The sequence below is a fragment of the Flavobacterium sp. genome (assembly GCF_031423415.1).
In the GTDB taxonomy this organism is placed as follows: domain Bacteria; phylum Bacteroidota; class Bacteroidia; order Flavobacteriales; family Flavobacteriaceae; genus Flavobacterium.
Genome location: NZ_JANPFL010000060.1, coordinates 1 through 13,405, shown reverse-complemented (window position 1 = coordinate 13,405; position 13,405 = coordinate 1). Strand labels below are relative to the sequence as shown.

Here is a 13,405-nt window from a genome sequence, read left to right as displayed (position 1 = left end):
AGAAATCAACTGTCCGAAAACAGATTTTGTCGAAAAATAGCTATTTTTGTCCATCGTAATTTATGTTTTGCAATACAAAAATACGATTCTTTGAAAGAAGCCATTAATTTGGCTTCTTTTTTATCGGACAATAATGGTTTTTAATTACAAAATCTGGGGTCCGGTTTTCCGTCTCGGAAATTTTATTGCCGCCAAGTAAGTTAACAATAATTTCAAAATCTGTTTCGCCAAATCGTGGAAAACGACATAAATTCATTTTTGAATTTCCAGAATCATAAAAAACATTAAATGATAAGCCTTCCTTTTTTGCAAGAAGATAGGCCTTTACAAAATCTCCACTTTCTTTTTCACACAATTGATTTATTAATTTATCAATCAAAATTTCCGAACATATGTAATAGCCTTTTGAAACTGAAAACTTATATATTTTTGAAATATTAAACATTTCTTCTTGAATTAAGATGAAACATTTTCCAAAATGATTTTTTTCTCTGTTGTAAGCTGAAAAAGAAATTCTTAATATATCCACGATTCTTTGTAAATTTTTATGCTCCTGTAAACTATGCTGTGCGACAATCTTGAGGATGTTCTTCTTTAGAACAAAATTTAAGCAACAATTGCTTGCTCCATTTTTTCTTTAATCTCCTCTAAACAAAGGTTGTTTATACTTCCTTCGTGGGTGTGTTTCGTCTCTTTTGGCGATTGGAAAGTGCCATTTTCCAGTTGTTCTGCAACTGCTTTATAAGCATCTCTAAAAGGCATTCCTGCAACCACCATTTCGTTTAAAGTATCAACTGTGAACAGGTAATCATATTTTTTGTCAGCCAGAATATTGTCTTTTACCCTGATGTCTTTTATAGAAAAAATGGCAATATCCAAGCAAGCTTTCAGGTTTTCAATCGCTGGGAACAAACCTTCTTTCAATAATTGTAAATCACGGTGATAGCCGCTTGGTAAATTGTTGGTGATTAAAGTGATTTCATAAGGCAAGGCTTGAATCTTATTGCATTTTCCACGAATCAACTCAAAAACATCCGGGTTTTTCTTGTGAGGCATAATGCTCGAACCCGTCGTTAAATGCGCAGGCAAAGTAATGAAATCAAAATTTTGACTCATATACAAGCAAACGTCCATAGAAAATTTCGCTAAAGTTGCAGCAACACTACTCATAGCAAAAGCCACTGTTTTCTCTGATTTTCCGCGGCTCATTTGTGCGGCAACCGAATTGTATTTTAAGGTTTCAAAACCTAATTCTTCCGTGGTAAAAGTTCTGCTGATAGGGAAGGAACTTCCATAACCTGCAGCGGAACCCAAAGGGTTTTGATCAACGATTTTCAGCGCTGCATTCAACATCGTGATATCATCAATCAAAGTTTCTGCGTAGGCGGAAAACCAAAGACCGAAAGAGGAAGGCATTGCAATTTGAAAATGGGTGTAACCTGGCAATAACACGTTTTGGTGTTCCTCAGCCGATTTCATTAACAAATCAAACAATATTTTTACTTTTAATTTGAATTCATTAACTACGTCTTTAAGGTATAAATTTACGTCCACTAAAACTTGGTCGTTTCTAGAACGTGCAGTGTGGATTTTCTTGCCGGCATCTCCTAATTTTGCAGTGAGCAAATATTCAATTTTAGAATGCACGTCTTCAAAACTCTCTTCGATTTCGAATTCTCCTTTTTCGGCATCGATGATGATGTCTTCTAAAGCCAGAACCAAAGAATCGGTTTCTTCTTCGGTCAGAAGTCCGATTTGACATAGCATTTTGGCGTGAGCAATAGAACCCAAAGCATCGTATTTAGCCAAAACCAAGTCTAATTCACGGTCGTTTCCAACGGTGAAATGTTCTATTTGTTTATCTGTTGGTATTCCTTTTTCCCAAAGTTTCATTTTACACTGTTTTTGGTTTATAGTTTGTTTTTTTAGCCCCGATAGCAGCGGTATCCTTTGCTTGCCTTCTTTAGGCAAGGAAAGATATAGCGAATAGCGGGATTAGCTTCTAATTATTGTTAAAAAAATCAGTTAATATTTTGACATACAATTGAATTCCTTCTTCAATTTCGTGCAAATATATAAATTCATCCGCCGAGTGAGATCGCAAGCTTTCTCCTGGACCTAATTTTAATGATTTGCAATATAAAACCGATTGGTCTGAAAGGGTAGGAGAGCCATACGTGGTTCTTCCCAAAGCGATTCCTGCTTGTACTAATCCGTGAGAAACAGGAATGGATGACGCATTTAAATGCATCGAACGGGGTGTTACTTCGGCAGTTACATTTGCTTTTACGGTTTCTAGAATTTCGGTATTGTTGTAGCAATCATTCACTCGTATATCGACCACCAAATGACATTCGGCGGGAACCACATTGTGCTGTTTTCCTGCGGAAACTTGAGTTACGGTCATTTTAACCGGACCTAAAACATCGGATATTTTCTCGAATTGATAGGTTTTGAACCAGTCAATCACGGGCATTGCATTGTAAATTGGATTGTCGGGATTGTTATGTGCAGCGTGACTTGCCGTGCCTTTTACAATGACATCCAAGACCAATAATCCTTTTTCGGCTACCGCCAATTGCATTAATGTGGGTTCGCCAACGATAGCGCAATCCAATTCCGGCAAATGTTTCAGAACGCTGTTTAATCCATTTTTTCCGCTGCTTTCTTCTTCAGCAGAAGCAACCATTACAATATTGTGCGGCAGATTTTCATTGGAATAAAAATGAGTAAATGTAGCGATTAATGAAACCAAACAACCACCAGCATCGTTGCTTCCGAGTCCAAATAATTTGCCGTCTTCTACAATCGCTTCAAATGGATTTTTCGTATAGCCTTGATTTGGTTTTACGGTATCGTGATGCGAATTGAGCAAAAGCGTGGGTTTGGATTCGTCAAAATATTTATTGAAAGCCCAAATGTTATTGTTTTCCCGTTCGAAATGAATGTTATTTTGAGTAAACCAATTTTCAATTAAAAGCGCAGTTTGCTCCTCTTCACTTGAAAAGGAAGGAGTTTCAATCAGTGCTTTTAAGAGTGCAATGGCTTCTTGGGTTAGGGTTGCTATGTTTTTCATATTTGATTTGGTTGGTGGTTGATGGTTTTTGGTTGATGGGCAAATGTTCGTTTTTAAGGACTATCAACCAGCAACTATCAACTTTTATAATTCTATGGTTGTACAAATAGCCTTTGAATCTTTCAACATCCTATGATGACCAATTCGTATTTTTTGAACACCTTTAGACAAACTATTGAAACAGTTGTCCAATTTAGGAATCATTCCAGAATGTATCGCTTTTTCGGCTTTTAATTTGGAATATAATTCTTGATTGATGGTTGAAATAACCGATGAATCGTCTTCGGCATCGAATAAAACGCCCGCTTTTTCAAAACAATAATTCAAAGTTACTTCAAAAACTTCCGAAGCAGCAATTGCCAATTCACTGGCAATAGTATCTGCATTGGTATTCAATAATTGTCCGTTTTTATCGTGTGTGATGGCACAGAAAACAGGCACAATTCCATAGTTGATTAATGTTTCCAATAATGGTGTATTCACTTTTTGAACATCGCCTACAAAACCATAATCGATGCTGGGATGGTTTCTTTTGTTGGATTGAATCAAATTTCCATCAGCACCCGAAAATCCCATTGCATTGGTGTTGTTGGCTTGCAATTGCGCCACTATGTTTTTGTTGATTTCACCCGCATAAATCATCACGACTACATCCAGCATTGGTTGATCGGTAATTCTTCGTCCGTCAATCATTTGCGGAGTTAAGCCAATACTTTGCGCCATTTTAGTAGCCGATTTTCCGCCACCGTGAACGAGAATCTTGTTGCCCTCCATCTTGGAAAAATCAGATAGAAACTGTGATAATTCCGTTGGATTATCGATGATGTTACCACCAATTTTCATGATTGAAAGAGGTTTTAGGTTCTTGGTCTTGGGTTTTGGGTTTTGGGTATCTAAAGTCATAGTATTTATTTCAGATTTGATAAAATCACGTCTATCATCTATTAGTCTATCATCTCTTAGTCTATTTTCTATTTTCTAAAATCTTCTGCAATACTAATTGTGCAGAATAGGTTCTGTTATTCGCTTGTTCGATTACAATCGAATTTTCGCTGTCAATCACTTCATCCGTCACAATTACATTTCTACGCACAGGCAAACAGTGCATAAATTTAGCATTGTTGGTCAGTTTCATTTTATAGGCAGAAACTGTCCAATTCGGGTCGGAGTTCGTAATCTGCCCATATTCCTTGTAATTGCTCCAGTTTTTAGCATAAATAAAATCAGCATTTTCGAAAGCCTTTTCTTGATTGTATTCTATTTTGGAATCTTTGGTGATTTCAGGATTGAGTTCGTAACCTTCGGGATGTGTAATTACAAAGTCCATTTCGGTTTGTTTTTGCATCATCTCTACAAACGAATTGGGAACTGCTTGAGGCAAAGCTCTTGGATGTGGCGCCCAAGTTAGAACCACTTTTGGTCTGTGCTCGGTTTTATGTTCCGCCATTGTTATTGCATCAGCAAGAGATTGCATCGGATGTCCTGTGGCACTTTCCATATTTACGATAGGAACAGAGGCGTATTTCAAGAAGCCAGAAATTACTGTTTCGGCATTGTCTTTTTCTTTGTCCACCAAACCTGCAAAAGCCCTAATAGCAATAATGTCAGCATATTGTGAAACTACTGCAGCAGCTTCTTTGATGTGTTCTGAAGCGCCTTGATCCATAATTGCTCCATCTTCGTATTCCAATGTCCAGCCTTCACTGCCAAAGTTCATCACCATCACGTTCATTCCTAAATTTATGGCTGCTTTTTGGGTACTCAAACGCGTTCTCAAACTAGAATTAAAGAACAACATTACCAGTGTTTTGTTCTTTCCCAGTTTTTTGTTTTTAAGCGGATTCTTTTTAATTTTTAAAGCTTGTTTCACCCAGTTTTCGAGCGAATCTATGTTTTGTATGGATATAAAGTTCATAATTATATGATTTTTGTAAATGCGATCTCGTTTTTCAACCCTTTCAAAATAAAGTTGTCTTCCAAGCCATTGATAATCCAAGTTTCGATGTTAGCTGCTTTGGCTATGGCCGCCGAATCAATTTTGGATTGCATTCCCCCTGTTCCGTGAGACGATTTCGAATCTCCAATTTCTTTTTGTAAAAGCTCTAAATCGGTTACTAAATCAATGGTTTTAGGAAATTCATTTTTAATGGAAGCTTTGGTGTAAATCCCGTTGGTATTCGTGGCAATGATTAGGATGTCAACGTTCAATAAAACGGCTGTCAAAGCGGCTAATTTGTCGTTGTCGCCAAACTGGATTTCGTCCGTGGCAACGGTATCATTTTCATTAATAATTGGAATATAACGGTTTTTAACTAAGACATTAATTGTGTTAACGATATTTTCTTTGGTTTTTTCTTTTTCAAAATCAGAATAGGAAAGCAAACATTGTGAAGTATGCAAACCCAAATCGCTAAAATTTTCATTGTAAATCCGCATCAAATGAGGCTGACCAATAGAAGCCAAGGCCTGTTTTACAAAAACATCCTTGTCGTGATTGTCTAGTTTTACAAACTGTTTTGCTGCTGCAATGGCGCCAGAACTTACAATAATAAATTCATATTCGTCTTGTAAAGCGGCAATTTGCATTCCAATATCCTCAATCTTTCCTCTCGAAATGTGATTGGTTTCTTTGGTGAGCGTGTTGCTTCCGAGCTTTAATAATATTCTTTTTTTCATTTTTTTTGCTTCTAACTTCTAACTTCGCACTTTTTACCTAACCTGTCCTTCTCCGTAAATATACCATTTGTTAGTAACCAAATGTTGCAAACCTATTGGACCGCGTTGGTGCAATTTGTCTGTGCTTATCGCCAATTCGCCTCCCAAACCAAATTGTCCACCATCGGTAAATCGGGTGGAAGCATTTTGATACACTGCCGCACAATCTACTTGTTCCATAAATTTTTTTGCAACTTCATCATTTACAGTGATAATTGAAGCCGAATGTCCTCCAGAATATTTATTGATTTTTGCAATTGCTTCATCGTTGGAATCCACAATTCCAATCACAATTTTATAATTCAAAAACTCTTCGTACCAAATCAAATCCGATTCGATTTGAGGAATATTAGTTGCTTTTGAAAATTGTTCGTCTCCTAAAATTTCAACTTTATACTTCTGCAATTCGTCTACTAATTTCGCGGCAAAATCTTCCCAGTTTTCTATATTGGAGTCAATCAAAACCTTGTCCAAAGCATTGCAAACGCCAATATTTGTTGTTTTGCCATTGATGATAATATCCAATGCTTTTTGTAAATTGGCGTCTTTGCTTATGTATACAAAATTATTGCCACGACCGCTGACAATTACTGGGCAAGTAGCGTGTTTCTTGGTAAAAGCAATCAACTGTTCGCCACCACGAGGAACGATTAAATCGACTCTTTGTGTTGGATTTTCCAAGAAAGCTTGAGTTTCGGCACGATTGTAATTCAAATATTTGACCCAATCCGTTGAAATATTATGTTCTTCCAAGGCTTGGTGCCAAAGAGATACTATTTTCAAATTCGATAACAAAGATTCTTTTCCACCTTTCAATAAAATCTTATTTCCGGATTTGAATGCAATTCCACCTGCTTCAACTGTTACATCGGGTCTGGATTCGTAAATGATCATTATTGTTCCGAAAGCTGCTGTTTTGTTGGTAATTTTAAGTCCGTTGTCGTGTACAAAATGAAATCTTTCCACACCAACTGGATCTTCTTGGCTTGCCAATTGTTGCATTGATAAAATCATTCCGTTAATTTTAGCATCATCGACCAACAAACGTTTTTCCATAGCTAAATCTTCCCCAGAATAATTGGTCATATCCTGTTGATTAGTACTTTTAATGTTGGCTCTTTCTTGTTCTAGAAGTTCTGCCATTCGGTTTAAAACAGCATTTCTTTTTTCTATGGATAATAATGTGTTCATTTTTCTTTTATTATTTTAATAAAAAATACTACTCCTACTATAATCAATACAAAACCTAATAAAAAGCAAATAGTATTAATGGGATGTCCTAATTTGATTGTGTAACCAATACCCATTAAAAGCCAACCAAATATTAAAGTCAATAAAGAAAGCAATAGTTTGGTCTTATTATTCATTTTAGTTTTTTTTTTAAAATCATTTCAATTCCTCTAATGATTCTTGCAAAGCAACTATAAAAGTATCAATATCAGCTTTTTTAATAGTCAATGGCGGCAAAATTCTTAAAAGATTTTTATTACTGGAACTTCCTGTAAATATATGTTTTTCCATTATCATTTTCTTTCGTAGCGCACTAACGTCAAAATCAAATTCAACCCCAAGCATCAATCCTCTTCCTTTTACTTTTATAATTTCCGGGACCACTTTAATAGCTTCAAAAAAGTATTCGGCGGTTTTAGTCGCATTGTCCATTAATTTTTCTTTTTCGATAATCTCTAAAACGGAAATTCCTGCGGCACAAGCCAAATGGCTTCCGCCAAAAGTAGTTCCCAATAAACCGTAACTAGGTTTGAATTTTGGAGAAGTCAAAATGCCACCAATAGGAAAACCATTTCCCATACCTTTCGCCATACAAATAATATCGGGACGAATACCGTGGTGTTGATGAGCGAAGAATTTTCCGCTTCGACCGTAACCTGATTGCACTTCGTCTAGAATTAACACCACATCGTATTGATTACAAACCTTTTCCAATGCTTGAAAAAATTCAGTTGTTCCTTGGTCTAAACCACCAACGCCTTGAATAGGTTCGATAATTACACTAGCCACATCGCCTTTTTTTAGTTCAGCTTCTACCAATTCAATTTCGTTCAAAGGTAAAAAAGTAACCACTTGTTGGGCATTCATTGGTGCAACAATCTTTGGATTGTCTGTGGTTGCAACTGCCGCCGAAGTTCTGCCGTGAAAAGCATTTTCAAACGAAATTACTCTTGATTTATTGGTATGAAAAGAAGCCAGCTTCAAGGCATTTTCGTTTGCTTCTGCTCCTGAGCTGCACAAAAACAGGCTGTATTCTTCCAAGCCAGATAATTTACCAAGCTTTTCTGCTAATTCTACCTGTAACGGATTTTGAATGGCATTCGAGTAAAAACTTAAATTATCCAATTGCTCTTTTACTTTTGCCACATATTCGGGATGGGTGTGACCAATAGAAATCACGCCGTGACCAGAGTATAAATCCAAATATTCTATGCCTTTGTTGTCTATAATCTTGCAGCCTAATGCTTTAACAGGTGTAATGTTGTATAATGGGTAAACGTCGAATAAGTTCATAATTAGCCTCCCCTAACCCCTCCGAAGGAGGGGAACTTAGCAACGGGGAAATTGCTTTTTATAGTTATAATATCATTTATTGCTCAACTCCCTCCCTTTGGGAGGGTTGGGGTGGGCTAAAACCCACTTGGTTTCAGGTGTAAACCTGTAGTTTCGTCCAATCCAAACATCAAATTCATATTTTGAATGGCTTGTCCTGAAGCACCTTTTACTAAATTATCGATAATTGATGTAATCAAAAGCCGGTTTCCTTTTTTCATTAAACTGATGATGCATTTGTTCGTTTGTACCACTTGTTTCATATTGATGTCAGTTGTTGTAATGGTTACGAAAGGTTGATCTCTATAAAAATCTTGATATTTTGCTACGATGTCTTCCAAGCTTTCTTCAACTTTAGTGTAAAGCGTGGCAAAAATTCCTCTTGGAAAATCCCCGCGATTTGGAATAAAAATCAGTTCGTTTGTATAATCCGCCTGCAATTGATTTACACTTTGATTGATTTCGCCTAGATGCTGGTGATTGAACGCTTTGTAATGCGACATATTATTGTTTCTCCAACTGAAAAGGGTTGTTTCCGAAGGGCTAACTCCAGCTCCCGTGCTACCAGTTGTAGCGTTGATATGAACATCGTCTTTCAATAATCCGTGGAATGCTAATGGCAATAAAGCCAACTGAATAGCAGTTGCAAAACAACCTGGATTGGCGATATATTGTGCGCTTTTGATTTCTGTTTTGTTCAATTCTGGCAAACCGTAAACAAAAGATTTTCCGTTAAAGCCTTTATCTTTTGTCAACCTGAAATCATTTCCTAAATCAATGATTTTGGTTGCATCCGAAAAATGATTTTCCTCTAAAAAGGAAATTGATTTTCCGTGACCTAAACATAAGAACACAACAGCAACATTAGAATTTATGGTGTCGGTAAAATTCATTTCGATATCACCCAGCAAATCGTGGTGTGCGACAGAAAGTGGTTTTCCAGCATTTGTTGTGCTGTATACAAAATCAAGTTTAGCGTTTGGGTGAAACATCAGTATTCTGATGAGTTCGCCAGCCGTATATCCTGAACCGCCTATAATACCTATTGAAATCATATCTTTAAATTTTAAAAAGTATTCGAATTACTATTTATGTTATAATTCAAATTTGATTATTTTTAAACGCATCGAGACATAGTTTTTATTAAGTAAATAAGGCGTTTCACTTTTTAAAGTAAAACATAACTATGTGAATACAGAAAATGGTCTATCTAATTCTTTTTACTATGATTCTATGCGTTTAAATTTTTATTTACTCGTAAGTTTCATTATTTACAGATGAAAATATATTCTGTGCGTTTCCTAAAATCTTGATGAACCCTTTCGCATCGTCTGATGTCCAAGCGTTGTTCATTTCGCCGTATTGACCAAAACCGGTATTCATTAAATCATTTTTAGATTCTATTCCGTCAAGCGAAAAATGATATGGTTTCAAAGAAACAGTTACTGTTCCATTTACTGTTTTTTGAGTGTCCTCCAAGAAAGTTTCAATGTTTCTCATTACAGGATCCAAAAACTGCCCTTCGTGAAACAACATTCCGTACCAGTTTCCGAGTTGTTCTTTCCAATATTGTTGCCATTTTCCAAGCGTATGTTTCTCCAATAAATGGTGTGCTTTGATGATGATTATAGGTGCAGCAGCTTCAAAACCAACTCTTCCCTTGATACCGATAATGGTGTCTCCCACGTGAATATCTCTACCAATAGCATAAGCATTTGCCAATTTTTCTAAAGCCACAATATTGTTCGATGGTTTGTCTTTTTTGTCATTTACAGCAACCAATTCGCCTTTTTCGAATTCTAAAGTTACTTTTTCTTCTCCATCTTTTTGCAATTGCGAAGGATAAGCTTCACTAGGTAATGGTTTTCCAGAAGTCAGCGTTTCTTTACCACCAACACTCGTTCCCCAAAGTCCTTTATTGATTGAGTATTGTGCTTTTTCCCAAGAATAATACACGCCATTTTTAGCTAAATAATCTACTTCTTCCTGACGAGAAAGTTTCAAGTCACGAATAGGTGTGATGATTTCAATTTCGGGAGCGATGGTTTGGAAAATTAAATCAAAACGAATTTGGTCGTTTCCAGCACCAGTACTTCCGTGAGCAATGGCTGTGGCGCCAACCGATTTAGCATATTTTATAGCTTCAATAGCTTGAAAAACTCTTTCGGCACTTACAGATAATGGATAGGTATTGTTTTTTAATACATTTCCAAAAATCAAATATTTGATTGCTTTTTCGTAATATTTATCGACAATAGTCAAGTTGGCGTGTTTGGCACTTCCCAATTCATAAGCTCTCTCTTCGATGGCTTTTAATTCAGCATCGTTAAAACCACCGGTGTTTATTAATACGGTATGAACCTCGTATCCTTGTTCGTTTTTCAAATATTTTAGACAGTATGAGGTGTCTAATCCGCCGCTGTATGCTAGTACTACTTTTTTCATTGTGTTTATTTTTTCCTCACCCCAACCCTCTCCGAAGGAGAGGGAGCCGTTAGTGGTAAAGGTGAGTTTATGTTTAATTTTATAATTTGTAATTTTTATTTTGTTGCTCAACTCCCTCTCCTTCGGAGAGGGCTGGGGAGAGGATTTACTTTTTTAAGAATAATGCCGCTTTAATTTCTTTTAATCGGTTCCAAATCCGAACGTTAAACGGATGTTTTGGCGGGTCTTTTGGTTTTTCTTCTGGGTCGTACAACATTCCGGTACACAAACACATTTTATTGTCTTTGCTTTTTAAAATTTCATAATTGGCGCAGGTTTGACAGCCTTTCCAAAAACTAGGATCGTTTGTCAATTCAGAGAATGGAACTGGTTTGTACCCTAAATCGGAATTGATTTTCATTACTGCTAAGCCAGTTGTGATTCCAAAAACTTTGGCTCCGGGGTATTTTTCTAAAGAATAATTGAAGACAAAGGTTTTTATTTTTTTGGCTAAACCGTGGTTTCTAAAATCGGGATGAACGATTAATCCTGAATGGGCTACAAATTTTCCGTGTTGCCAACTTTCGATATAACAGAAACCAGCAAATACACCATTTGTATCCAACGCAATAACAGCATCGCTATTTTGGATCTTTTTTTTGATGTAATCTGGGGTTCTTTTTGCAATTCCAGTACCTCTCAATAAAGCCGAAGTTTCTATAGTGTCGCATATTTCTTGCGCATATTTGAAATGTTCTTGTTGGGCTATAACTACAGATATTCTCATTTCAAGAGTCAAAGTTTGGGTTAAAAATATTAAATATTATAATTGTTGCAAAAGCAGTACAAATGTACATCATACTCCAAATAAAAGTATCAGTTACACTACAAAAAGTGATGTTTTTCAATGGATTAGAAAATCCAAAAGATAACGAATGTAATATCAAAATAGTAGAAATGAAAAATGGATAAAAATTAACAAACATTTTTGGAAACTAAGCTAATAGCATCCGCACTTCGGGAGAAGGCGTAGATCTGTTTATCCGTGATAAAGTAGTTATATGTAAACTTGTTTTTTTCATCGATGCAAATTTACGACAATTTAGTAAAAAAGCCGTGATTTTTTTACAACAAATTTGAGGTTAATTGTTGAATTTGCGAACAAAACATTTCTGATAAAATAGGCCCCGATTAGTTTCTAAATGAATTGCGTAGGATAATATTTTTTAATTTATTTTTCAAATCTTCGCCTGTATCATAGACCATTTGCTCATTGGTTGGAAACGGAACAGCTCTTTTATCAAAATAGGAATAATAATTATCATCAGAGGCACGCCGGTCTCCTTTATAAGTGGCATAAATATTTTCAAAAATAAACTCGCTTGCCAAAGGAAACGACTGTATTAATTTCCCGGTTTTTAAGTCAATATAATCTACTTTTGCTTGTACTTGGCAGGATTTTAATTGTCTAGATTCAAATATTCTAACTGTAACATTTCGAAGATTATCAACCATCACCACTTTTCCAGCATTGTCTAGAACTTCTTTCCCGTTGACGTCTAAGAGCTTTTTTTTCCCGTCAATGATTTGTTTTTCCTTGATAAATTCTTTTTCTTTTATTTGTTCAGGAGAAATTAGTATTTCTCTAAAACTAATGATCATTTCGTAATCATAAGTAATTCCTTTTTGTTTGCTGCCGTGGAATTCAGTCCATTTAGAATCCAATCCGTACGTGTTAAAGTCTAATAAATCATTTTGCAAACGAACTGGAATAATCATATTGGTTTCATTTTTTGTATAAACGCTTACAAAGTCAGTTCCTTTATATTGTGCGTCCTTCAGCAAATCGAGAACATTTTTATAGTTGGGAGTTATCTGGTTCAAGTATGATAAATCGTCGAATGCTTTTCGGAAATTCATTTTATCAGATGTCGCTAATAACGATTTGGAATTGGCATATAAATATTTAGACAAATTATTTTTGCTTTCAACAATGGGGTCGTTGTAATTTTCGAAAGGGAAAATGGCGTTTCGACCTTCGTTCAAAAGTTTCAAAGGTAGTAAGGGCTTTATTTTTTCCTGACGCTCGTTTAATGCTATATAGGTGCTGTATATCTTTTCGAAGTTGGCAGGATTCTTCTCTTTTTCCAATAGATTGATGGAATTTAAATCACGTTCTTTGGCTTTGGCGAATGCTTCTTCGAGTAGATAAACGTAATCTTGATTGCCTTTTTTATCTTTATTTGAGCGTAAATTTGAAACTGATTTATTAATAGCTTCATCATAATTACCTGAACTCAATAAATTTTGAGTTTGTTTTACACCACAGGAGGTTAGGATTAAAAATGCGAATATAAAGTAGTGTTTTCTCATGTTAATTTTTTTGCTAATTTACTTTAATTTTGAATTATGAAAGTCATTTTCTTAGACTTTTTCCTCCTAATTTTTTTAGCCAATAATAATGCCAAAAAAAATCCGACTAGTAAAAAATAGACTGCCCCCAAAAAGTTAGACACTATTTGGGGGTATTTTTATGGAAAGAAAAGTCAAGTATGATTATGCATTTAAGCTTGAATGCGTAAAATTAATTTTAGAAAAACATTACTCTTGTAATTATGTTTCTACACA

General features: G+C 35.6%; 14 protein-coding genes. 1 reads left to right on the top strand and 13 read right to left on the bottom strand.

The window, feature by feature from the left end; all coding sequences use genetic code 11:
- Positions 1-103 precede the first annotated feature (103 nt).
- The 12 genes from RMO83_RS06445 to RMO83_RS06390 form a co-directional block, all read right to left on the bottom strand.
- Positions 104-445 carry a hypothetical protein gene (locus RMO83_RS06445; RefSeq protein ID WP_310558853.1) on the bottom strand — a complete coding sequence of 114 codons (342 nt, stop codon included), beginning with the start codon at positions 443-445 and terminating at the stop codon, positions 104-106.
- 161 nt (positions 446-606) lie between these two features.
- Positions 607-1,893, bottom strand: coding sequence for an argininosuccinate lyase (gene argH / locus RMO83_RS06440; protein ID WP_310558852.1), 1,287 nt, complete (start codon positions 1,891-1,893; stop codon positions 607-609).
- A 109-nt stretch (positions 1,894-2,002) separates the two neighbouring features.
- A complete protein-coding gene (locus RMO83_RS06435) occupies positions 2,003-3,076 on the bottom strand; it encodes a M20 family metallo-hydrolase (protein WP_310558851.1) in 1,074 nt (357 codons plus the stop codon).
- Between the two features lie 84 nt (positions 3,077-3,160).
- Complete coding sequence (argB, locus tag RMO83_RS06430) at positions 3,161-3,979, bottom strand: acetylglutamate kinase (protein WP_310558850.1); 819 nt, start codon at positions 3,977-3,979, stop codon at positions 3,161-3,163.
- Positions 3,980-4,040: 61 nt separating this feature from the next.
- Positions 4,041-4,991 (bottom strand): N-acetylornithine carbamoyltransferase, encoded by a 951-nt coding sequence (locus tag RMO83_RS06425; protein ID WP_310558849.1) that lies wholly within the window; start codon positions 4,989-4,991, stop codon positions 4,041-4,043.
- 2 nt (positions 4,992-4,993) lie between these two features.
- Complete coding sequence (proB, locus tag RMO83_RS06420; protein ID WP_310558848.1) at positions 4,994-5,752, bottom strand: glutamate 5-kinase; 759 nt, start codon at positions 5,750-5,752, stop codon at positions 4,994-4,996.
- A 33-nt stretch (positions 5,753-5,785) separates the two neighbouring features.
- On the bottom strand, positions 5,786-6,982 hold the full coding sequence (locus RMO83_RS06415) for a glutamate-5-semialdehyde dehydrogenase (RefSeq protein ID WP_310558847.1): 1,197 nt from the start codon (positions 6,980-6,982) through the stop codon (positions 5,786-5,788).
- Positions 6,979-7,158: a hypothetical protein gene (locus RMO83_RS06410; RefSeq protein WP_310558846.1), complete on the bottom strand. Its 180-nt coding sequence runs from the start codon at positions 7,156-7,158 to the stop codon at positions 6,979-6,981. The genes RMO83_RS06415 and RMO83_RS06410 overlap by 4 nt, the downstream gene beginning before the upstream one ends.
- A gap of 19 nt (positions 7,159-7,177) precedes the next feature.
- Complete coding sequence (locus RMO83_RS06405; protein ID WP_310558845.1) at positions 7,178-8,314, bottom strand: aminotransferase class III-fold pyridoxal phosphate-dependent enzyme; 1,137 nt, start codon at positions 8,312-8,314, stop codon at positions 7,178-7,180.
- A 116-nt stretch (positions 8,315-8,430) separates the two neighbouring features.
- Positions 8,431-9,408, bottom strand: a complete 978-nt coding sequence (gene argC, locus RMO83_RS06400) for an N-acetyl-gamma-glutamyl-phosphate reductase (RefSeq protein WP_310558844.1) — start codon at positions 9,406-9,408, stop codon at positions 8,431-8,433.
- 196 nt (positions 9,409-9,604) lie between these two features.
- Positions 9,605-10,798 carry an argininosuccinate synthase domain-containing protein gene (locus RMO83_RS06395; RefSeq protein ID WP_310558843.1) on the bottom strand — a complete coding sequence of 398 codons (1,194 nt, stop codon included), beginning with the start codon at positions 10,796-10,798 and terminating at the stop codon, positions 9,605-9,607.
- A 145-nt stretch (positions 10,799-10,943) separates the two neighbouring features.
- The gene (locus RMO83_RS06390; protein ID WP_310558842.1) at positions 10,944-11,564 is read right to left on the bottom strand and encodes a GNAT family N-acetyltransferase; all 621 of its coding nucleotides are present in this window, start codon (positions 11,562-11,564) and stop codon (positions 10,944-10,946) included.
- A gap of 62 nt (positions 11,565-11,626) precedes the next feature.
- Here RMO83_RS06390 and RMO83_RS06385 point away from each other — a divergent pair, with 62 nt between their 5' ends.
- On the top strand, positions 11,627-11,749 hold the full coding sequence (locus RMO83_RS06385; RefSeq protein ID WP_310558841.1) for a hypothetical protein: 123 nt from the start codon (positions 11,627-11,629) through the stop codon (positions 11,747-11,749).
- Positions 11,750-11,968: 219 nt separating this feature from the next.
- Here the strand turns inward: RMO83_RS06385 and RMO83_RS06380 are convergent, their stop codons facing one another.
- The gene (locus RMO83_RS06380) at positions 11,969-13,150 is read right to left on the bottom strand and encodes a hypothetical protein (protein ID WP_310558840.1); all 1,182 of its coding nucleotides are present in this window, start codon (positions 13,148-13,150) and stop codon (positions 11,969-11,971) included.
- Between the last annotated feature and the right edge of the window lie 255 nt (positions 13,151-13,405).